Source organism: Paenibacillus sp. WLX2291 (assembly GCF_046603665.1).
Lineage (GTDB): Bacteria > Bacillota > Bacilli > Paenibacillales > Paenibacillaceae > Saccharibacillus.
Map to the genome: position 1 here is coordinate 1,684,487 of NZ_CP176755.1, position 22,570 is coordinate 1,707,056.

The window sequence follows — 22,570 nt, forward strand, 5'->3', positions numbered from 1 at the left end:
GTTACCCTGTAATGGATATGTTTTGGCCTGCCGTGGCTGGAGCTGCGGGCAGGCTGTTAGCATGTATAAAACAACGGTGATGGATTCACCGGAAAGTGGGGCTTTTTATGACAAACATTTATGACAAGGCCAACGAATTGTCTCAATCGATTCGCGATAGCAAAGAAGTGGCTGATATTACCGCAGCGATGCAACTGATCGACAACGACCCGGAAAGCAAACGCATGCTGGACGATTTCCGTGCGCGTCAGATTGAAGTACAACAACGTATGATGTCTGGCGATATGCCGAACCCGGAAGAAATGGAACAGATGGAAAAGCTGTTCGAGGTACTGAATCTGAACCTCAACATTCGTCGTCTATTTGATGCCGAGCAACGTCTGAGCACAATCATCGAAGATATTAATAAAATCATCACTGACAGTTTGAGCCATCTGTATGGCGGTTCAGCTCAATAATCTGTCATAATGCAGCATTGCAATAAGAGTATAACAGCATCCTTTCGTACTGATAGGATCACAGCAGGAACAGTTAATGCTTCCAGCTATTGCTAATCATTGGTTATAACTTCGGATGACTATATCGCCCGGAGCAGAGAAGCAGCGCGACTTATCCCAAATTGGGAGGAGACGCGCTGCTTTTTTGTGCTATAATACAACAATAGTGATACAGATACGGGAAGGTGGTGCTACAGTTGCAGGAACAGGATGATTCGATTACGAAGCATGAGCAGCTGTTACAACATATCGAAAAGCTCAAAGTTGGCTCCAAAATCTCGGTACGCAAGCTGGCAAGGCAGATGGGTGTTAGTGAAGGTACTGCCTATCGTGCGGTCAAAGAAGCGGAAACGATGGGCATCGTCATTACACGCGAGCGGATTGGTACGGTACGGATTGAGAAGCGTCCACGCGGTGTATCTGATCAACTGACATTTGCCGATGTAGCGGACATTGTAGAAGGCAAAGTACTGGGCGGCAGCAGTGGTCTGGACAAAACGCTTGTGAAGTATGCGATCGGTGCGATGAAGCTGGATGCGATGATGCGTTATGTGGAAGCAGGCAGTCTGCTTATTGTCGGTAACCGAGAGGATGCCCACCATCTGGCGTTGGAGCATGGCGCAGCAGTGCTGATTACCGGTGGTTTCAGCACTAGCCCGGAGGTCAAAGCGCTTGCGGATGCACGCGGTCTGCCGATTATTTTGTCGCGTCATGATACATTTACCGTGGCGTCCATGATTAACCGAGCCTTATTCGACCGGATGATCAAAAAGAAAATTATGCTAGTTGAGGATATTATCGCTGGCAGACCGAAGCCGGGTGTACTGAAGGCATCCAGTACAGCGGATGATTTTCACGAAACGGCAGAGAAGACTGGCTATCAACGGCTGGCAGTAGTTGACGAATGGAATCGGATCATCGGCATTGTTGGACGTAAGGAAATTCAGCAATTGCCACCGGATCAACCTATTGAAAAGGTGTTAGTGCGTCGTCCGATTACCGCAACGCTGCAAACGTCACTGGCGTCCGCCGCGCAGACGATGATGTGGGAAAGTATCGACTTTCTACCTATCGTTGACCGGAACCGCAAGCTGATCGGCACGGTCACAAGACGTGAAGTACTGCAAGCGATGCGTGATGCACAGCATGAGCCGAATACAGGCAATATGGAGACGTTCGATTATCTGATCTGGAACGGATTTGCCGAAGAACGGGATGAAGAGGGTGGCGTGGTCTTCCATGGCTTCATTACGCCACAGATGGCGACGGAGCTAGGTAACATTTCCGAAGGCATTCTGATCTCGGTTATGATTCAAGCAGCGATTCGCACCGCACGATTATTTACCAGTCATGATTATGTACTGGACAATATGTCTACGTATTTCCTGCGTCCGGTTCAAATTGAGGATGCGATTATGATTCGTCCGACCGTGCTTGAAGCAAGCCGCCGCACATACAAAGTCGAGATTGAGATTCTGTACGAAAATGCGCCCGTCTCCAAATCGATGCTGACATTGCAATCGATTGATCATGGCTGAGAGTATACGATGAAGTGACATGCTACAGTAAGGCGAAGCGATATATCGAACCAAGAAGTGACATCGCACAGTAAGGTGAAGCGATATATCGAACCAACATGTATACAGCAAAGAGGCTGCACCGATATAAGCGGGCAGCCTCTTTGGTATATATAGCAATGCACTGTTGCTGAACAGTGTAGTCTGATTACACTTTAAAACGGTCAACCATGCCTTTCAATTCCTGCGCCACGCTGGACAAAACAGCTGCGGACGAAGAAATCTCTTCCATTGTCGCCAATTGCTGCTCGGTAGCAGCAGAGACCGATTCGATCTCGCCAACGGCTTGACTGCTAATACCAGACATTTCGTTGACCGATTGAATAACTCGGCTCGTACCATGAGACAGAGTGAAGGATGCGTCGGATACACTTTGGATACTATCGACCACCTGATTTACATAGCTACGAATCCGACCGAACGAATCACCTGCCGTTTGCACAGCGCTGATGCTTTGTTTGACCTCGCTGGCACCAGCATTCGTTTTGCCAACGACGGACTGGATTTCGGTCTGAATGTTCTGGATCAAGCCGCCAATCTGATTGGCAGAAGAGGATGCTTCGTCTGCCAGATTACGGATTTCCTTGGCAACGACGCTGAAGCCTTTGCCATGCTCACCAGCGCGGGCGGCTTCGATACCTGCATTGAGAGACAGCAGATTGGTCTGCTTGGCGATCTGAGCAATGGCGGTTACAATCTCGCCAATCGTTTGAGAATGCTGGCTCAGATTACCGACGGAGCCGGACAATTCATTGAAAATAGATTGCAGCTTACCAATCTCATCGTTCGCAGAGCGCAGCGCATTGTCGCCCTCGGTTACTTTATCTGCGGTCAAAGCAGCGGTAGCGGCAACCTGCTGAGCGCTACCGGCAATATGCTGAATACCATCAGCCATCTGATACACTGTACCCGAAGTATGATTCACCTGCTCGGACTGTCGCTCCGAACCGGAAGCCATTTGCTGGATCGATTCGGCGATATGCTGCGACGCGTGTGTCGTTTCGGTAGAACTGGCATTTAATTGTTCCGAAGAAGAAGCCAGATGCAGCGACGTATCTTTGACATGGGCGACAATCTCGCGCAGGCTGGAAGTCATCTCGGCAAGTGATTGCGATAGCGCCGCTACTTCATGCTTGGCACGAATATTCCATGTTGTCGTCAGATCGCCTTTGGCAACTGAATCGGTCGCTTGAACAAGCTGCATAATCGGTCGTGTTAATCGTCCGGCAAATATATAACCGGCTACAATCGCAACAATCAGGGAGACGACAAGAATAATGATACTGCTATACAGCAAGGTGAAATATTCCTGCATAATCAAGCTGTATGACTTCTCGCTGAATACCGTCCAACCTGTAATTGGATCTTTCATATAAGAAACGACCTTTTTCGTAGCTCCTGTTCCATAAATGAGTGTGCCACTGTTACCAGCTGATCCTTGTTGAAAGGCAGTCGTTGTATGAATATCGCTATCGAGCTGTGTCGTATCAGGGTGAGCCAGCACTACACCAGTACGGTCGGCAATATAGGCAGTTTGCCCATTGGTGGAAAATTCCTTGGCATATGTGCTCATCGTATCTAGCGGCAATGAACATTGTACAAAGCCCGTCAATGTGTTGCTGTCATCAAACACAGGGTAAACGATGTTAATGATTTTTTTGCCGGATGATTTGCTGACCAGTACATCGGAGATGACGGGCTTCTGTGTGGCGATCAACTGCTTGTAATAATCGCGATCACTGACATTATCCAGATCGGCGTCAGTATTTTTGGCAATCTGCTGACCATCCTGATCGCTAAATACAAGCGTTTGCAATTCTGGATGCAGACCAGCTACTTGAGCGAGCAGATTTTTCGTTTGGGGAAGCTGGTCAGGCGTATACTGTTTAAACTCCGGGTTCGTTGCCAGCTGTTGCAGCATGGACAGCTCGCTGTTTACGAGTGTTTGTGCCTTTTGCAGCACGAGATCGACGTTCTGCTCATTCATGGCATATGCATCGTTCTGGATTTTCTGGGTTGTGCTAATCAGACTGAACGCTCCGAACACCAACAATGGTACAATGGTGATAATTGACACAACAAGTATTAACTGCCTCTTCATGATTTTGTCCCCGCTCTCCACTTAATCAAGTGTAAACTTGCATACAATATTCTTTTTATCGGTGACAATAAGTAAAACATTAGAAAGTATTGTCAGTATTTGTCGTGGCTCAGTATAAAGTTTTCGTGGAACATACAGATCAATGGACCATTTATGGTAAAATAATAAAGCTGAGTATGCCCGCAAAATGGCGGGTAATGGCTGTATAGAATCTCAGAAATACGACTACAGAAAGCAGGGAAGCGTATGACCCCATTCGTACATTTGCACGTGCATAGTGAATACAGTCTGCTCGACGGGGCTGCGCGTATTCAAGATCTAGTGAGCCGTGCAGCGGAGAATGGCATGACCTCGCTCGCGCTGACGGATCATGGCGTGATGTATGGAGCCATCCCATTTTACAAAGCTTGTTTACAGCACGGCATCAAGCCGATTATCGGCTGTGAAGTCTACTATACTGCCGGTTCGCGCCGTGAGAAGGCTGCGCGCAAAGATCAGCCGATTCATCATCTGCTGTTACTGGCGAAGAACGAAACTGGTTATCGAAACCTGATGAAGCTGTGCTCAATCGGGCACCTCGAAGGCTTTCACTATAAGCCCCGTATTGATGGGGAAGTGCTGCGACAATATCACGAAGGCATTATTTGCCTGAGCGCCTGTCTGGGCGGCGAGATTCCGCAGCATCTACTGAACAATGAACCGGAAAAGGCTAAACAGGCTGCCCAGCGTTATCTGGATATTTTCGGTGAAGATTTCTATATCGAATTGCAAGATCACGGTCTAGCAGAGCAAAAGAAAGTCAATCCGCTGCTCATTCAATTAGCACGTGAATTAGATGTGCCACTCGTCGCTACTAATGATGTGCATTATCTCACCGAGGACGATGCCAAAACGCAGGATGTGCTGATCTGTATCGGCACTGGCAAAACGGTGGACGATGAGAGTCGTCTGCGCATCCCGACGAACCAGCTATATCTGAAAAATGGTCAGCAGATGGATACGTTATTCCCGCATGTGCCGGAAGCGACTGCCAACACGGTTGCTATCGCTGACAAATGTCAATTGAATATTCCGCTTGGTCAATCGCTGTTGCCATCGTATCATCCATTGCCGGAAGGGGTAGATGCTGCCCGCTATCTGGAACAGCTATGTCGCGAAGGATTGGAGCAGCGTTATAGCGAGGGCGAGCTATGGAATGTACCAGAACAACGTGCCGAGCTGGAGCATCGTCTGCAATACGAATTATCTGTGATCGGCAATATGGGCTTTGCCGATTATTTCCTGATTGTATGGGACTTTATGAAGTTTGCTCACGAAACCGGCATTGTGACCGGACCGGGTAGGGGCTCATCAGCAGGCAGTCTGGTAGCGTATGTACTACGGATTACGAATGTCGATCCGATTCGATATAAGCTTCTATTTGAACGTTTCCTGAATCCAGATCGCGTATCGATGCCGGATATTGATATCGACTTCAGCGATCTGCGACGTGATGAGATGATTGATTATGTTGTATCCAAATATGGGCGTGATCGGGTTGCTCAGATTATCACCTTCGGAACGCTGGCTGCCCGTGCAGCTGTACGCGACGTTGGACGAGCACTCAATGTGCCCTATTCTGATACCGACCGTGCTGCCAAGCTGATTCCGGCGCAGATTGGCGTGACGATTCAGCGTGCGCTGGATCAGGTGTCCGAGCTGCGTGACCGCGCTGCTCAATCGCCAGCGGTGAAGGAATTGATCGATACCGCGCTCAAGGTCGAAGGGATGCCGCGTCATGCTTCTACTCATGCCGCAGGTGTCGTCATTTCCAGCGGTCCGCTAACTGATGTCGTACCATTGCAAGAAGGTAGTGAGCATGCCGTGCTGACCCAGTATGCGATGGAAAATCTGGAAGCAATCGGTATGCTGAAAATGGACTTTCTCGGACTGCGCACCTTATCTATCATCGAACGCTGTTTGGACTGGATCAAGGAACAGACCGGTGAAGTGATTAATTTTGACCAAATTCCGATGGATGATGCGCTCACTTACAAAATGCTCAGTCAGGGCGATACGATGGGCGTATTCCAGTTGGAGTCGCCGGGAATTCGTCGTGTGCTGCGCGATATGAAACCGAGTGAATTTGAAGATATCGTCTCGGTCAATGCGCTGTATCGTCCAGGTCCAATGGACTTTATCCCGCGTTATATTGAAGGCAAGCATGGCAGCATTACGGTGGAATATCCGCATCCCGATTTGCAGCCAATTCTGCAAGATACGTATGGGATTATCGTGTATCAGGAGCAGATTATGCAGATTGCTTCCTTGATGGCGGGCTTCTCACTTGGGGAAGCCGATCTACTGCGCCGAGCCGTTTCTAAAAAGAAACGCGAAGTGCTGGATCAGGAGCGTGCCCACTTTGTGGAAGGTAGTCTCAAGCAGAATTATAGCGAGCAGGATGCCAATGTTGTGTATGATATGATCGTTCGCTTTGCCGATTATGGATTCCCGCGTGCGCATGCGACCGCCTATGGCGTGCTGGCATTCCAGACTGCTTATCTCAAAGCGCATTATCCGGTTCAATTTATCGCATCGATGCTGACCGCCGTTATGGGCGTACATCGTCGAGTGGCAGAATTCGTGCTGGAATGTCAGCGTATGGGGGTGGAAGTGCTACCGCCGGACATTAATCAGAGTGGTGTAACCTTTACCCCGGTGCCAGATGAATCGGTATCCAGTGGTGGACATATCCGCTTCGGTCTTGGCGCCGTCAAGAATGTCGGTACGCAGGCGATTAATAGCATGATCAAGGAACGCGAAGATCGTCCGTTTGACAGTCTGGTCGACTTTTGCCGTCGCGTCGATCCGAAGGCGTGTAACAAGCGCGTCATCGAGTCGCTCATTCAAGCAGGTGCTTTTGACAATTTGCCTGGGCATCGTGCTCAACTGCTGCAAATGCTAGATGAAGTGATCAAGGAAGCGGCAAAATGGCGCAAAGAGCGTGAGGAATTGCAGATTGAGATGTTCGACTTTGATCTGGGCGAGAAGCCGAACTGGGAAGTGTCGTACCCGGATGTGCCGCCATTTAGCGCGGGTGAACAGCTGGAATTTGAACGCGAGCTGCTCGGATTATACTTGTCCGGTCATCCACTGGACGATTATGAGCAGCCAATTGAACAGTCCGGTCTGTCACGGTTGATGAATCTGCATGAAGCCGAAGACGAAAGTCTGGTCGCTGTTGCTGGTATGGTCGTTTCACTCAAAGCAATTACGACCAAGCAGGGCAAAGCGATGGCATTTATGGAAATGGAAGACCAGATTGAGAAGTGCGAAGTCGTGATGTTTCCGGAAACGTGGCGCAAATGCCGCGATCTCGTTGACAAAGGTGTACTGCTAATTGTGCGCGGTCGTCTGCAACAGGAAGACGAGGGCTTCAAGCTGCTGGCAGAAGAAGTGATACCTCTCACTCCCGATCATACAGTGGAGATGGCGGAAAAGGTCAAGCAGCGCATTCAGTCTGCACGCAGCAAAAAGTCCCTGTCATCCAGTAGCGGAACTAGCAGCGGTTCATCAACCGCCGCGGCGCGTTCCATCGCGCGCACATCGACAGCAGACGGCGGAACCGCCTCATCGCGCAATACGGCATCTTCAACTGCCGAGCGTAGTGCAGCCGCAGTCGTAGATGCGTCGAAGCAGCACGTCTATATCAAAATTACGAGCGAAGCCCAGCGTGCAGGCAAGCTGGAGCAGCTCAAACAACTGTTCGCCAATCATCCCGGTCAGCTCGGTACGATTCTCTTTTATGAAGAATCGCAAAAGCTGTTCGATCTGAGCGGCAGTTATCGCATCAAGCCTTCTCCCGACCTCTTCAAGCAAATGGAGCAGATGCTAGGCGAAGGCACCGTACGTGTAAAATAAAAAATAACATCGTTCCTAAATAAGATTTTTATAGTATCGATCTGCCATTGTCCCTATCAACACTCCCATCGATCCACCGCTCACCTCTGAACGGTGGATCGATTTCTTATGATGTTTCTTTGTTGCGGCAAAAAAGTGTGGTATGGTATCATTATCCCATTATGTGGGCTTCGGCCTGCCGTTTTATCATGATCGTATCATTTATCAAAAACAAAGCACATTCATAAACTGGGGAATAAGTATACGTCTGAAGAGGTGTAGTTGTGTTTAGAGATTTATTCCAGAAGAAAAAAAAATATGCGACCATTCCTTCACAGCGCTGGAGTAATGAATCCGCATCAGATGAGCAGCCACAGGAACGCCCGAAACGTGAAATTCCCGAAGGCCTGATGAACAAGTGCAGCAAATGCGGCACGATTCATTACAGCAAGGAACTGGAAAAAAACCTGAAGGTATGCAGCAACTGCGGTTATCATATGCGATTGAACGCGATTGAGCGTATCGTTATGACCGTGGACGAAGGCAAGTTTACCGAGTTTGACGCGGGTATGGAATCTGTCGATCCGCTGAACTTCCCGGGCTATGCCAAAAAGCTGGAGCAGCAGAAGATGAATTCTGGTCTGCGCGATGCAGTGATTACCGGTCAGGGCGAGATCGACGGTCATCCGGTCATTCTGGCTGTAATGAGCTTTGACTTTTTCAGCGGTAGTATGGGTTCGGTTGTCGGCGAGAAGATCACCCGTGCGATTGAAGCAGCTGATGAGCGTAACTTGCCACTGATTATGTTCTCCACCTCTGGCGGAGCGCGTATGCAGGAGAGTATTATCAGCCTCATGCAGATGGCGAAGACGAGCGCGGCATTGGCACGTTTTCAAGAAAACGGCGGACTGTACATATCCGTCATTACCGATCCGACGATGGGTGGCGTATCCGCCAGCTTTGCGATGCTGGGCGATGTGATTATGGCTGAGCCGGGCGCATTATTCGGTTTTGCCGGTCGTATCGTTATTGAGCAGACGATCCGCCAGAAGCTGCCTGACAATTTCCAGACAGCCGAGTTCAATCTGGAGCACGGACAGCTCGATATGGTTGTCAACCGTAAAGATATGAAGTCCATGCTGGGCGAATTGCTGGACTATCATACATGGAAAGGGGGATTTTGAGTGGCAGGAGAGATGCCTTTTGAAATGCCTCTCGTTGAATTGCGCAAAAAGATCGACGAGCTGAAACAGTTTGGTCAGGAAAAAGAAATCGATTTTACCGATGAGATCAACCGTCTGGAAGAGCGTTATCGTCAGATGGAAGGTGAAATCTATACCAATATTAGTCCCGCCCAGAAAATGCATCTGGCGCGGAATCAGCAGCGTCCAACAACGCTGGATCTGATCCCGCTGATCTTTACCGATTTTATCGAATTGCACGGCGACCGCATGTATGGCGACGATCTGGCAATTGTTGGTGGACTGGCACGTCTGGATGGCAAGCCGGTAACGATTATCGGACAGCAGCGTGGGAAGGACACGAAGGACAATATCGCTCGTTTCTTCGGCAGCCCGCATCCAGAAGGATTCCGCAAATCGATTCGTCTGATGAAGCAAGCCGAGAAATTTGGACGTCCGATTATTACATTTATTGATACCAAAGGCGCGTATCCGGGTAATACAGCAGAGGAGCGCGGTCAGTCAGAAGCGATCGCCCGCAACTTGTGGGAGATGGCGAAACTGCGTGTGCCTGTCATCTGCGTCGTAATTGGCGAAGGTGGTAGCGGCGGTGCACTGGCAATCGGCGTGGGTAACCGCGTCCTGATGTTGGAGCACGCCATTTACTCGGCAATCTCGCCGAACGGTGCCGCTTCCATCCTGTGGAAAGATGCCTCCAAAGCCGATCAGGCAGCGGAAGCGATGAAGATTACGGCAAACGATCTGCTAGATATGGAGATCATCGAAGCGATTATTCCGGAGCCGCAGGGCGGAGCGCACAAAGACTATGAAGCAACCGGCACGGCGATTCGCAGCGAGCTATTGAATCAGCTGCGTCAATTGTCCGGTATGGATGCAACATGTCTCGTGGAAGACCGTTACCAGAAATTCCGCAAGATCGGCGAATTTGTCGAGAAGCAGGTACCGACTAACTTTGGTACAACCAATCAACAAGAGCAGCAAAAGGAACAAGCCGCAGACTCCGTATCGGCGGCAGGGGAAGACGAGCAGAAGCTATCCCCGGTGACCACTGCCTTTCATAACGACGATTCGACCGATGCATTGCCTCACTAAGCATCGATTGATCGTCACCTAGTCAATCATGCCGTCCATGCCTCCCGGCAGGGAAGGGTATGGGCGGTTTTCTGTTGTGCAGGTGCACATCTACCGCTCCAAAGGCAGTTTCAGGGCACGGCGGGATAAATAATGTCCATCCCTGTATACAAAACGGAGAATTTGTAGTACATTTAGTTGTTGGGGCCTGTTATCTGTCCGATGACAGGTTATGTTGGAAAACAAACAATAGAGAGACCTTGAAAACGGAGGAAACACATTATGCGTAAATCTAAGATTGTATGTACGATTGGACCGGCAAGCGAATCCCTGGAAAACACGAAAAAACTGATTATGGCAGGCATGAACGTTGCCCGTCTGAACTTTTCCCACGGTGACTTTGAAGAGCACGGCAACCGTATCAAAAACATCAAACAAGCCAGCAAGGAACTGGGTAAAACTGTAGCTGTCCTGCTGGATACCAAAGGTCCGGAAATCCGCATCGGCAAACTGAAGGAAGAACCGATTGACCTGGTTCAGGATGAATACATCACGCTGACTACCGAAGAGATTCTGGGTGACCAGCATCGTCTGACTGTATCGTACAGAGAATTGCCGGGCGACGTTGAAGTTGGCTCTACAATCCTGATCGATGACGGTTTGATTGGTCTGAACGTTGTACAGGTACAAGGCACTGAGATCAAATGCCGTATCGTCAACGGTGGACAAATCAAAGGTCGCAAAGGCGTAAACGTACCGGGCGTGAACATTTCCCTGCCGGGCATCACAGAAAAAGATGCTAACGACATTATTTTCGGTGTTGAGCAAGGTGTAGACTTTATCGCTGCTTCCTTCGTTCGTAAAGCAAGCGATGTACTGGAAATCCGTGAACTGCTGGAACAAAAAGGCGCAAAACATGTACAAATCATCTCCAAAATCGAAAACCAACAAGGTGTCGACAACCTGGACGAAATCCTGGAAGTATCCGACGGTTTGATGGTTGCCCGTGGTGACCTCGGCGTAGAAATCCCGGCTGAGCAAGTACCTCTGGTACAAAAACAAATGATCGAAAAATGTAACCGTGCCGGCAAACCGGTTATCACGGCTACACAAATGCTGGATTCCATGCAACGTAACCCACGCCCAACGCGTGCGGAAGCAAGTGACGTGGCGAACGCAATCTTCGACGGTACTGACGCAATCATGCTGTCCGGTGAAACAGCTGCTGGTAAATACCCAGTAGAATCCGTACTGACTATGGCTCGTATCGCTGAAAAAGCAGAATCCGCGCTGAACTATCGCGAAATCTTCTTGAAACAAAGCCATGCACAACAAACGACAGTAACAGAAGCGATCAGCCAATCGGTAGCTAGCTGTGCGATGGATCTGAATGCAACAGCAATCATTTCTTCTACTGAGTCCGGTCATACTGCTCGCGTAGTAGCGAAATATCGTCCGCAAGCGCCAATCATCGCTGTAACGACGAACGACCAAACGATGCGTCGTCTGTCTCTGGCATGGGGCGTACACCCGGTTAAAGGTACACAAGCGCATTCCACAGATGAACTGTTCCAAGTGGCACTGCAAGGTGGTAAAGATTCCGGTTTCCTGAAAGAGGGCGACCTGGTTGTTATCACTGCCGGTATCCCACTGGGCGAATCCGGTTCCACGAACCTGATCAAAGTAGCACAAATCGAAGCATAATCCCTTCGTTGTGCGTATAGCATAAGCAAAAAAGCAGTGGAGCGAATCCATTGCTTTTTTGCTTGTTTTTCGTATCATCGTCTGGCAAGGAGGAATTATAATGGCAAAACTGGAATTGAATCTGCCCAGTGCATGGCATGGCATCGCCTTCCGTGTACGGTATCAGGAGAACGATCCGATGGGCGTTGTCTATCATACGAATTATTTAAACTGGTTTGAGCTGGGGCGCACGGAGATGATTCGCGATCTCGGTTTCCGTTATCGCGATATGGAACAGGCGGGTGTACTACTGCCGCTTGTTGATGCTTCGTTATCATACGGACACCCGGCACGATACGATGATCGGGTCGCTGTGTATACACGCATCGTTAATTTCTCGCGGCTGCGTATTGATTATGAATACCGTATTCATCTGCTGGATGAGCATGATGAGCAATCGGTTGGCGAAGCTTCATCTTCACGCCAGCGTCCAGTATTTGCTGCTGACGATGAACTGCCCGGCAAACATCTGACGAGTGGAAGTACCCGGCATGTGTGGGTCAGTCGTGAATTTGTGCCAGTGCGGCTTGATAAAGTATTGCCATCGCTGTATGATGCACTTGTAAGGTCTTTGCAAGTGTAGAGAGGAGAGGTACCGCTTGAAGAAATGGATTGCTGCGCTAATCATCATTGTGCCACTCCTGGAATGGTACGTTTTTTTGCAAATGATTCAATGGATTGGCGGCTGGAATACGCTAATTCTACTCATATTGACATCGCTGATCGGTGTAGTGATGATGCGATTTGAAGGTCGCAAAGTGCTGGAGGATACGAAGGCATTGATTAACGCCAACCAGCCACCGGGACGTAAAATGCTGGATGGATTATGTGTATTCATCGGCGGCATTATGCTTGTATTGCCGGGATTCGTGCTGGATGTGATTGGCTTTACTATCGTATTCCCGCTCACACGTCCGCTGTACCGCAATCTGCTGCTCAAATGGATTGAGAAACGGATGAAAAAAGGCTCGATTACTATTTACCGTCCGTAATAATATGTATGACTTCATGATGTGCATGAATATAATGAAAATAAGCCTTTCGCTGTGCAACAGGATCAATGTCCTGAGCATGGCAAAAGGCTTTTTATATTGCAGCTTTCATTTCTTGATTCCATTTTTAAAAGATATTTATGATCCATCAAGTTACTCTACCGTTCACGATATAGTTGCGCAGATCACGAAAGACGTTAGCACGATTCAACGCGGCAACAAATACAAGCGTGACCGGACCAATAATCAATCCGAGTGCACCAAACAACTTCAGCCCGACAAACATACTGATCAGTGTTGCGAGTGGATCAAGCCCGACATTGCTGGCGAGAATCTTAGGCTCCATAATCTGACGAACAATCAGAACGACGATATACAGCACACTCAGACCGATACCGAGTCCCAGATTGTTGCTCATAAAGCTGTAGATTGCCCATGGCACCATCACAATACCGACACCAAGATAAGGAAGCAGATCAACCAACCCAATCAGCAAACCGATCAATAATGCAGATTGTACATTCAAAATGAACAGCCCGATAATGACGATAATGCCTGTAATGGAGATGAGAATGAATTGTGCTTTTACATAGCCGAACAGCGCTTTTTGCAGATCATTCCAGATGGCGACGGAAGGCTGGCGAATAGCAGCGGGAAACCACCCGGATACCATGCGTGTATGGCGTTCCCAGCTATTGCTAATAAAGAATGCCGACAGCACAACGACTACGATAATCCAGGCAAAATTCGGCAGTGCCGTCAAGAAGGATAGCAAATAATTCAAAATGCTGGTGACAATCCCGCTGACCATACTGGTCAAACTTTGCGTCGTCTGATGCAGATTGTCATTAATCGCACCCTGTGCAGGTCCTTGCTTCAAAAAGCCACTGATCTGGTCGATGATCGATTGAATGCGGTCATTTTGAGTCCAGCCGACAAACATCTCGCGCCAGCTATCGATATGCTCATTGAATGTTTCCATCAAGGTAATCGTTTCCTGCACGAGTCGCGTGACGAGCAGCGATAGCAGTGCAAGTAAACCCCCTACATAAATGAGCAACGAAATGGAGACTGCCAACCAGCGCGGAAATCGAAGCCGCTTCTGAAATAGCCGCACCAGCGGGTTCATCGCATACGCAAACAGCCAGGCAAGCAGCAACGGATAGAGGAGTGGGAACAGATAACGAACGGCAATACATGTCAAAACAATCGCTACCAGCACCCACAACCCTCGTAAAATCCGGTTGCGGATAATTGTGTTCAAATGGCTCGCTCTCCTTACTATTCATACTCACCGTTATGTAACCCGGTTCATATAATGAGTTAAACGATACAGTAGCGCTTTGAAACGAATAGACGCTTGCGTGAGCAATCTTTTATATATACGGCATATTCATCCTATAAAAAGGAAACCTATTCATTTTATTGATTATTTTCCGATATAAGAAATTGGTAGGTGACTAACTGTGCCTGCTATCATTCAAGTAGAGAAGGGAAATGAACATTCCATGTGTACAAAAAGAGTGAAAATGATGACAGGATTTACAATGATGATGATGATGCTATTCAGCTGGCTCATTCCTTCACAGGTTCAAGCAGCAGATACTGTTAGTGCAGTGAAACGGATGGTATTTTCCATTCCTGCTAATACGTTTTGTGATCAATCGCATCTGGTGGAGTTATCGTTAAATGTAACGAATTTGAGCAATGCCGATCAGAAAGTAAAGCTGGATTTTTTAAAAGCAGATGGGACTTCTTTTGTAACAGCGGGAACTACATATAATGGGATGACATCCGAGCTGATTCCCGGCTCAGGAGTAGCAGTAGCAGCAGGTCATGCTTCCACGTATCATTTTACCTTTGGTGGGCAAACAAGCAATTGTGGAGATCGTCCATTTACAGGTATTCTGACGACGAGCGGCTCAAGCAATGCCGAGCTGATTGCTTCTGGATTCGTTAATAGTTCACTGTATAGTGTACCGATTATTATCAATGGTGGAATGGAATGGCTGTCTGCGCCACAGACTGATAGCACCGAGCCAACTACGCCAACTCCTGTACCAGCGCCAACACCAATCAATCAACCTGTCGATCAGTGCAGTGTGACACCTGTCAATTCGCTGATTCATGCGATGACCGCTAATCAGGATGTATACGGCAAAGCCAGTTCCAGTAGCTATGATACATCATGGGATGCACAAGCTTATCATGCGTTTGATAACAAATGCTATCCATTTTCCACAAAAAATGGCGAGATCCAAGGCTGGTTAAGCTATGAGTTTACTGACGCCAAAACCGTAACATCCTATTCGATGCAAATGAAGCAAAATGATAGCCAGTATGGATTGGCTCAAGCGCCCAAATCATGGGTATTCGAAGCTTATGATGGGAAAGCATGGGTGACATTGGATAGTCAAACTGGAATCAAAACTTGGACAACCGACAAAGCTAATGTCTATACGATTCCGAATACGACTGCGTACAAACAATATCGTATCCGCTTCTTAGAGAACAATGGCGGCAATCTGATCTGCATTAGCGAAATGGGCATGATGGGATATTAAAAGGAGTACCAACATACATCAAAGAGTATATACACTTTAATGTATGTTTATAAATAAAATTCCTTCTCCATGTTCATTGCAGGCGGACCGAATGCAATATCATAGTAGTATAACTGCTGTATATTATTCGCCAAAATGATTTTGCCTAAAGCATAAATCGCTTCCGAACATACCGACCGACCTTCCATAAAAAGGGTCGGTCTTTTTATTTTCGGCATATTCGTATACAATGAGGTATCGACGAATTTGTGAATAAAAGCGAGCGAGCACTATTGTAAAGGCTTACAAAAAAATCTTTATCGGAAAGATAAAACAATTTGATATCCTATCAATCTCCACTTTTGTTCACAAGTCCGTCAAAATAAAGTATGATAATATAAGGTTCTTGGAAGGTTAATGACAGGTGTAAGGTTCAGCAACCTCAAAATACCTTAGTTCCTGCATACTACGATCTTCATAATTTTAACATTTTTAAAAATGTAAATGTTTTCATTAACAAATTAGACAAACTTCAAGAGTCGTTTTGCAAAGGAGAGAATCACATGACAGCTACCAAAGGTTTAGAAGGCGTTGTTGCAGCAAGTTCATCCATTAGCTCCATTGTCGATGGAGTTCTAACGTACCGTGGGTACGATATTGATGATCTGGCTGTAAATGCCAGCTTTGAGGAAGTCGCCTATTTGCTCTGGTTTGGTAAGCTGCCGAATCAGAACGAGCTTGACCAGTTGCAAAAAGATCTGGATAAATATGCAGTACTGCCGGATGCGCTTATTCAACAAATCAAACTGTATCCATCTGATATGAACCGGATGGCGGCGCTGCGCAGTGCCATCTCGGCGCTTGCTTTGTATGATGAGCAAGCCGATGATATGAGTACCGAAGCGAATCACCAAAAAGTGATTAAATTGCAGGCGCAACTGCCAGCAATCGTTGCTGCCATCGGACGTATTGCCGAAGGTAAAGACCCGGTTGAACCGCTGAAAGGTGTGTCCATCGCGCACAACTTCCTGTACATGCTGAACGGCACGGAACCGGAACCAACAGCGATCAAAGCGCTGGATCAAGCACTTGTGCTGCACGCTGACCATGAATTGAACGCGTCGACATTTGCTGCTCGTGTTACGGTGGCAACGCTATCGGACATCTATTCCGGTATTACGTCTGCAATCGGCGCACTGAAAGGTCCACTGCATGGCGGTGCCAACGAAGCAGTTATGAAAATGCTTGAGGAGATCGGTTCGCCCGACAACCTCGAAAGCTATATTCAACAAAAGCTGGACAACAAAGACAAAATTATGGGCTTCGGTCACCGCGTTTACAAAAATGGCGATCCACGTGCCAAACATCTGCAACAGATGTCGCGTGAACTGGGCGAGAAGAACAATGATCTGACTCTGTACGAGATGAGCGTGCGTATCGAAGAGTTGATTAATGAGCGCAAAGGATTGAAGCCGAACGTAGATTTCTACTCTGCATCCATGTACACGATGCTGGGCATTCCACGCAATCTGTTTACACCGATCTTCGCAATCAGCCGTGTAGCTGGTTGGGCTGCTCACATTTTGGAGCAATATGAGAACAATCGGATTATTCGTCCGCGTGCTGAGTATGTAGGTCCAACCGATCAACAGTACAGCCCGGTCGAGTCTCGCTAATCATTCCGCATTTGCAGTACATTTTTATCGCGGAAATGGTTGACAGCAATTCCGACTTTTCATTATCTTCCAGTGTCTGCTAAAATAAATACAACCGTTGTTTGGAGCGCATGTCAGTGATGTCCTTCACAGCATATGCCATCATGGCATATTGCGGGCAAGAACAGGCAGGGTTTACACGATACGATGAGATCATATCAAGGAACGCGCAGAGCGGATCTCGCCATCTTGATGATGACATCGCAGTCAAACGGGAGGTTGTCAGGCACCCGCCGACAGCCCCTGTGGAGTGCGCTGCTGCCAACATGCGCCTGAATATAGACGGAAAATGAGTCAATTCACCGGCGATACTGCCATAGGGCACAATCCGGAAATATGACGAGTCACCAAATACAACCGAGGAGGAACTTATATTATGCCGAACTTTGAGAAGTACGAACTGCCAACTGCTGGTGAGCAAATCACCATTCAAGATGGAAATCTACAGGTGCCAAACAACCCGATTATCCCTTTCATCGAGGGTGACGGTACAGGTCGCGATATCTGGAAAGCTTCTGTACGCGTACTGGATGCAGCAGTAGAGAAAGCTTACGACGGTTCCAAAAAGATTGCATGGTACGAAGTATTCGCCGGTGAGAAAGCGTTTAATACATACGGCGAATGGCTGCCTGCTGATACGCTGGAAGCAATCCGCGAATATATCGTAGCGATCAAAGGACCACTGACTACACCAATCGGCGGCGGTATCCGTTCCCTGAACGTAGCGCTGCGTCAAGAACTGGATCTGTACGTATGCTTGCGTCCAGTACGCTACTTCGACGGCGTACCTTCCCCGGTAAAACGTCCTGAGCTGGTGGACATGGTTATTTTCCGTGAAAATACAGAAGATATCTACGCAGGTATCGAGTACCAAGAAGGCACCGAAGAAGTGAAAAAAGTGCTGGAATTCCTGAAAAACGAAATGGGCGTGAACAAAATTCGCTTCCCAGAAACGTCCGGTATCGGTATCAAACCGGTATCCGAAGAAGGTTCCAAACGTCTCGTTCGCGCGGCTGTACAATACGCGATTGACCACGAGCGTAAGAGCGTAACGCTGGTACACAAAGGCAACATCATGAAATTTACAGAAGGTGCCTTCAAAAACTGGGGCTACGAAGTCGCTGAAGCTGAATTTGGCGATAAAGTATTCACATGGGCACAATACGATAAAATCAAAGAAGACCAAGGTACAGATGCTGCTAACGCTGCTCAAAAAGAAGCGGAAGATGCAGGCAAAATCATCGTTAAGGATGCGATTGCTGACATCGCGCTGCAACAAGTTCTGACTCGTCCAGCTGAATTCGATGTAATCGCAACCCTGAACCTGAACGGTGACTATCTGTCCGATGCACTGGCTGCACAAGTTGGCGGTATCGGTATCGCACCGGGCGCAAATATCAACTATGTAACAGGTCACGCGATCTTCGAAGCGACTCACGGTACTGCACCGAAGTATGCAGACAAAGACGTAGTAAATCCAGGTTCCGTTATCCTGTCCGGCGTTATGCTGCTGGAACACCTGGGCTGGCAGGAAGCTGCTGACCTGATCTACAAAGGTCTGGAAACTTCGATCAACAACAAAACGGTTACTTACGACTTCGCACGTCTGATGGATCAAGCGACAGAAGTAAAATGCTCCGAGTTTGCTGATAAAGTAATCGAAAACATGTAGGAGGATGACTCGATGACAGCGATTAAGCGCAAAAAAATCACGATTGTGGGCGCCGGGTTTACCGGCGCAACCACTGCTTTGATGATTGCCCAGAAAGAGCTTGGCGACGTGGTGCTGATTGATATTCCGCAACTCGAAAACCCAACCAAAGGCAAAGCGCTTGATATGCTGGAAGCGAGTCCGGTGCAGGGCTTCGACAGCAGGATTACAGGCACTGCCAATTATGAAGAAACGGCAAACTCCGATGTGGTGATTCTAACGGCAGGCATTGCCCGCAAACCGGGCATGAGCCGTGATGATCTGGTCAATACCAACGCCGGTATTGTGCGTTCCGTATGTGAGCAGATCAAGCAGCATTCCCCGGAGTCGACCGTTATTATTTTGAGTAATCCGGTAGATGCTATGACCTACGTTGCTTACCAGGCACTTGGTTTTCCGAAACATCGCGTCATTGGACAATCCGGCGTACTTGATACAGCGCGGTACTGCACATTTATCGCTGAGGAATTGAATGTCTCGGTTGAGGATGTACGAGGATTCGTGCTGGGCGGACATGGGGACGATATGGTTCCCCTCGTTCGTTATTCCAGTGTAGGCGGCATTCCGATTGATACTTTAATTTCAAAGGAACGATTGGACGAGATTGTGCAGCGCACCCGTGTAGGTGGCGGCGAGATCGTCAATCTGCTTGGAAACGGTAGCGCTTACTATGCTCCGGCAGCAGCGCTAACGCAGATGACCGAAGCGGTGCTGAAGGATAAGAAGCGTATCCTGCCTGTGATTGCGTATTTGGAAGGCGAGTACGGCTACGATAATCTGTTTCTTGGTGTTCCAGCGATACTTGGCGGGAACGGCATTGAACGCATTTTCGAGCTGGAACTGACCAAGGATGAACAATCCCAGTTGGATCGATCTGCCGATTCCGTACGCGATGTGATTCAAATTGTGACAGCCTGACGTGGAGTATTCGCTCCTGCATGCAAATTGTGCAAGATTGCGAATACTCTGATGGCAGGTGAAGCAATCTGCATAAGCACGAACATTACGACCTTTTCTGTATATCCATTGTTGTGGGTACTACAGGAAAGGTTGTTTTGTTGTGTACAACAATTGTCCAAGCACGGAACGTGAATATGCATTTTTGATAGTAATACTATATTTTCCACATTGGATTGGGTAAAATAGGAATGTAGCTTTATCTCTCAGATAAAGAAGTCGGATAGTCGAATTACATACGGTTTGAATGATCGGCTTGCGGCAGAATTGATTTGAGTGGGAAGGCTCATTTTATTCTATGCAGATGGGGGAGAGGAATCAGTGATTGATTTTCTCGTATTTTTGCACATTTTAGGTGCATTATCGACAGGGTTTTATTTGTTGTTACCGTTTATTGCTAGTAAATTAGCAAGTTGGGATGGGTCATCGCAGTCCGGTGCGATCCATATCATTCGTGTGCTGAATCGCATTGCTCAGTTTGGTCTGATTGTGCAACTGCTAACTGGTGGCTATCTGATGACGAAGGGCGATTATTCAATCGCGTGGATGACAATTGTTGTAGTGCTATTGCTGGCAATTGCTGCACTGGGCGGTATCATGGGCAAACCGCTGCGTCTGGCGTTAGCGGATATTCAGCAAAGTAAAGACATCGCTGTCTATACGGGCAAAATCCGCTCGCTTAGTGTTGGATTGGCTGTATGCTTGCTGCTGATGAGCTTTTTCATGGTATACCGTCATCTGATTTGATCAACATCTGATCTAATCAACGGATACAACAGAAAAGTCGTAACAACAAAAGCGCAACAACAAAGACATAACAACAAAGGCGCAGCAAAATGCTGTAACGAAAAGGTACAATAAAAGACGTAAAGACAAAATGTAACGAAAAACGTATCATGCACGAAGAACAGAAAACTGTATGACGAACGCAAAATAAAGAACAAAGAACAAAGAACAAAGAACAAAGAATAAAAAGCAAAAAACGCAAAACGCAAAACGCAAAACGCAAAACAAATAACGAACAGCAGAAACTGCTACTGAACTGCACTGTACCTCTAAATGCACATTGGTTTACCCGAGGTGGTATCTAATGTCCATTTTAAGAGGTGCAGTTTCATACTAAGTAGCGGTTTTTTGTTGTTTTTCTTTGTATTGATATGCTTCCAGTCTATTTCATTGTCGCCGATGTTCTTTATTTTTCGTTGTCCTTCATTTGTTGTGCTTCATTAGTAATTTATTTTACATAAATGAAATATATAGGGAGAAATGAACGGTTATTTGTTTGAACATGAATTGGTAGTGGTAATAAAGCACCGTACTGTTAAAAATATCGCACTGTTAAAATACTGCACTGTTAAAAGCGCCGTACCGTTATATGAGAAGTTCAATAGCATACATACGCTATTGTCAGAATAGAGCTGGATCATTCTAAACGATGAGAGGGGAGTTTTATTATGTCTACACGTCCAGAACAATTACCACCGCAACATCAGGATCAACATCCGGGAATCGAACAGGAGATGACACCGCGTCCGCAATTTGAGGCGCCCGAGTATAAAGCTGCTGGCAAATTAACTGGTAAAGTCGCTATTATTACAGGCGGCGATAGCGGGATCGGTCGCGCTGTAGCTGTGTATTTTGCCAAAGAAGGTGCCGATGTAGCAATCCTGTACAAAGATGAGCATCAGGACGCAGAAGAAACGAAAACGCATGTGGAAAAAGAAGGTCGCAAATGTATCGCGATTGCTGGTGATATCGGCGACGAAGCTTTTGCCAAACAAGCGGTCGATCAGGCAGTACAAGAGCTTGGTAAGCTCGATATTCTAGTTAACAACGCTGCCGAGCAGCATGTCCAGAAGTCGATTGAAGATATCTCTGCCGAACAGCTGGAGCGTACGTTCCGCACGAATATTTTTGGAATGTTCTTTATTACGAAAGCGGCAATGCCTTATTTAAAACAAGGCGCGTCGATCATCAACTCGACCTCTGTTACCGCTTATCGTGGACAGCCAACGCTGATCGACTACTCATCTACAAAAGGAGCAATTCTATCCTTTACCCGCGCCCTTTCAATGAATCTGGCGGAAAAAGGGATTCGCGTCAATGGCGTGGCACCGGGTCCAATTTGGACGCCGCTCATTCCAGCTTCGTTTGACGAGGAAGAGGTAGCAAAATTCGGTCAATCCCAGCCGATGAAACGCCCGGGACAACCGGAAGAACTGGCTCCAGCGTATGTGTATCTCGCTAGCACAGATTCGTCGTATGTGAGTGGTCAGGTCATTCACGTTAATGGCGGCGAAGTCGTCAACGGCTAATCGTTATAAACTAGTCAACATTTGATCGTTATGCTATATGTCTATACATTTACACGTCTATATGCTGAAATGTTACATGTGCAACTATGAAGTCAAGCCCGCGTGCTACGTGGGCTTTTTGCTTTGTGTATGGATCGACAATCCACCTTCTTCAAACGATACATAGGATAGATGTAGGCTGCATATTGTCCAATTACGAATAGGATCATAATGAGAAAATGGATATACGAGCGTTCCCGCGAATCTGCTCTAAACATATGTTCCGTA

16 protein-coding genes are annotated in these 22,570 nt (G+C 47.5%); 14 read left to right on the forward strand and 2 right to left on the reverse strand.

The annotated features are described in order from the left end of the window. Positions 1-107 precede the first annotated feature (107 nt). On the forward strand, positions 108-458 hold the full coding sequence (locus ACDE64_RS07290; RefSeq protein WP_411345815.1) for a YlbF family regulator: 351 nt from the start codon (positions 108-110) through the stop codon (positions 456-458). Positions 459-694: 236 nt separating this feature from the next. Further along, complete coding sequence (locus tag ACDE64_RS07295) at positions 695-2,035, forward strand: DRTGG domain-containing protein (protein ID WP_411349516.1); 1,341 nt, start codon at positions 695-697, stop codon at positions 2,033-2,035. Positions 2,036-2,222: 187 nt separating this feature from the next. Here the strand turns inward: ACDE64_RS07295 and ACDE64_RS07300 are convergent, their stop codons facing one another. After that, positions 2,223-4,175: a methyl-accepting chemotaxis protein gene (locus ACDE64_RS07300; protein ID WP_411349517.1), complete on the reverse strand. Its 1,953-nt coding sequence runs from the start codon at positions 4,173-4,175 to the stop codon at positions 2,223-2,225. Positions 4,176-4,421: 246 nt separating this feature from the next. On the opposite strand from ACDE64_RS07300, the gene ACDE64_RS07305 reads away from it, so the two are divergent. From ACDE64_RS07305 to ACDE64_RS07330, 6 genes are all read left to right on the forward strand, one after another. Next, positions 4,422-8,075: a DNA polymerase III subunit alpha gene (locus ACDE64_RS07305; protein WP_411349518.1), complete on the forward strand. Its 3,654-nt coding sequence runs from the start codon at positions 4,422-4,424 to the stop codon at positions 8,073-8,075. Positions 8,076-8,338: 263 nt separating this feature from the next. Then, positions 8,339-9,238, forward strand: coding sequence for an acetyl-CoA carboxylase, carboxyltransferase subunit beta (accD, locus tag ACDE64_RS07310; protein ID WP_411349519.1), 900 nt, complete (start codon positions 8,339-8,341; stop codon positions 9,236-9,238). Next, a complete protein-coding gene (locus ACDE64_RS07315; RefSeq protein WP_411349520.1) occupies positions 9,239-10,348 on the forward strand; it encodes an acetyl-CoA carboxylase carboxyltransferase subunit alpha in 1,110 nt (369 codons plus the stop codon). A 261-nt stretch (positions 10,349-10,609) separates the two neighbouring features. Further along, on the forward strand, positions 10,610-12,031 hold the full coding sequence (gene pyk / locus ACDE64_RS07320) for a pyruvate kinase (RefSeq protein ID WP_411345821.1): 1,422 nt from the start codon (positions 10,610-10,612) through the stop codon (positions 12,029-12,031). A gap of 100 nt (positions 12,032-12,131) precedes the next feature. Then, a complete protein-coding gene (locus ACDE64_RS07325; protein ID WP_411345822.1) occupies positions 12,132-12,653 on the forward strand; it encodes an acyl-CoA thioesterase in 522 nt (173 codons plus the stop codon). A 16-nt stretch (positions 12,654-12,669) separates the two neighbouring features. Further along, entirely contained in the window at positions 12,670-13,062 is a 393-nt protein-coding gene (locus ACDE64_RS07330; RefSeq protein WP_411345823.1) for an FxsA family protein, read from the forward strand. 148 nt (positions 13,063-13,210) lie between these two features. Here ACDE64_RS07330 and ytvI read toward each other — a convergent pair whose 3' ends face one another. After that, positions 13,211-14,326, reverse strand: a complete 1,116-nt coding sequence (gene ytvI / locus ACDE64_RS07335) for a sporulation integral membrane protein YtvI (protein ID WP_411349521.1) — start codon at positions 14,324-14,326, stop codon at positions 13,211-13,213. 283 nt (positions 14,327-14,609) lie between these two features. Between ytvI and ACDE64_RS07340 the strand changes: the two genes are divergently transcribed. The 6 genes from ACDE64_RS07340 to ACDE64_RS07365 all read left to right on the forward strand — a co-directional run bounded on the left by ACDE64_RS07340 (position 14,610) and on the right by ACDE64_RS07365 (position 22,303). Next, positions 14,610-15,626, forward strand: coding sequence for a discoidin domain-containing protein (locus ACDE64_RS07340; RefSeq protein ID WP_411349522.1), 1,017 nt, complete (start codon positions 14,610-14,612; stop codon positions 15,624-15,626). A gap of 542 nt (positions 15,627-16,168) precedes the next feature. Next, the gene (locus tag ACDE64_RS07345; RefSeq protein ID WP_411349524.1) at positions 16,169-17,281 is read left to right on the forward strand and encodes a citrate/2-methylcitrate synthase; all 1,113 of its coding nucleotides are present in this window, start codon (positions 16,169-16,171) and stop codon (positions 17,279-17,281) included. 415 nt (positions 17,282-17,696) lie between these two features. After that, on the forward strand, positions 17,697-18,992 hold the full coding sequence (gene icd, locus ACDE64_RS07350; RefSeq protein WP_411345827.1) for an NADP-dependent isocitrate dehydrogenase: 1,296 nt from the start codon (positions 17,697-17,699) through the stop codon (positions 18,990-18,992). 12 nt (positions 18,993-19,004) lie between these two features. Then, positions 19,005-19,949 (forward strand): malate dehydrogenase, encoded by a 945-nt coding sequence (gene mdh / locus ACDE64_RS07355; protein WP_411349525.1) that lies wholly within the window; start codon positions 19,005-19,007, stop codon positions 19,947-19,949. 360 nt (positions 19,950-20,309) lie between these two features. Beyond that, positions 20,310-20,735 carry a hypothetical protein gene (locus ACDE64_RS07360; protein WP_411345829.1) on the forward strand — a complete coding sequence of 142 codons (426 nt, stop codon included), beginning with the start codon at positions 20,310-20,312 and terminating at the stop codon, positions 20,733-20,735. A 707-nt stretch (positions 20,736-21,442) separates the two neighbouring features. Continuing rightward, the gene (locus tag ACDE64_RS07365; protein WP_411349527.1) at positions 21,443-22,303 is read left to right on the forward strand and encodes an SDR family oxidoreductase; all 861 of its coding nucleotides are present in this window, start codon (positions 21,443-21,445) and stop codon (positions 22,301-22,303) included. Positions 22,304-22,570 lie beyond the last annotated feature (267 nt).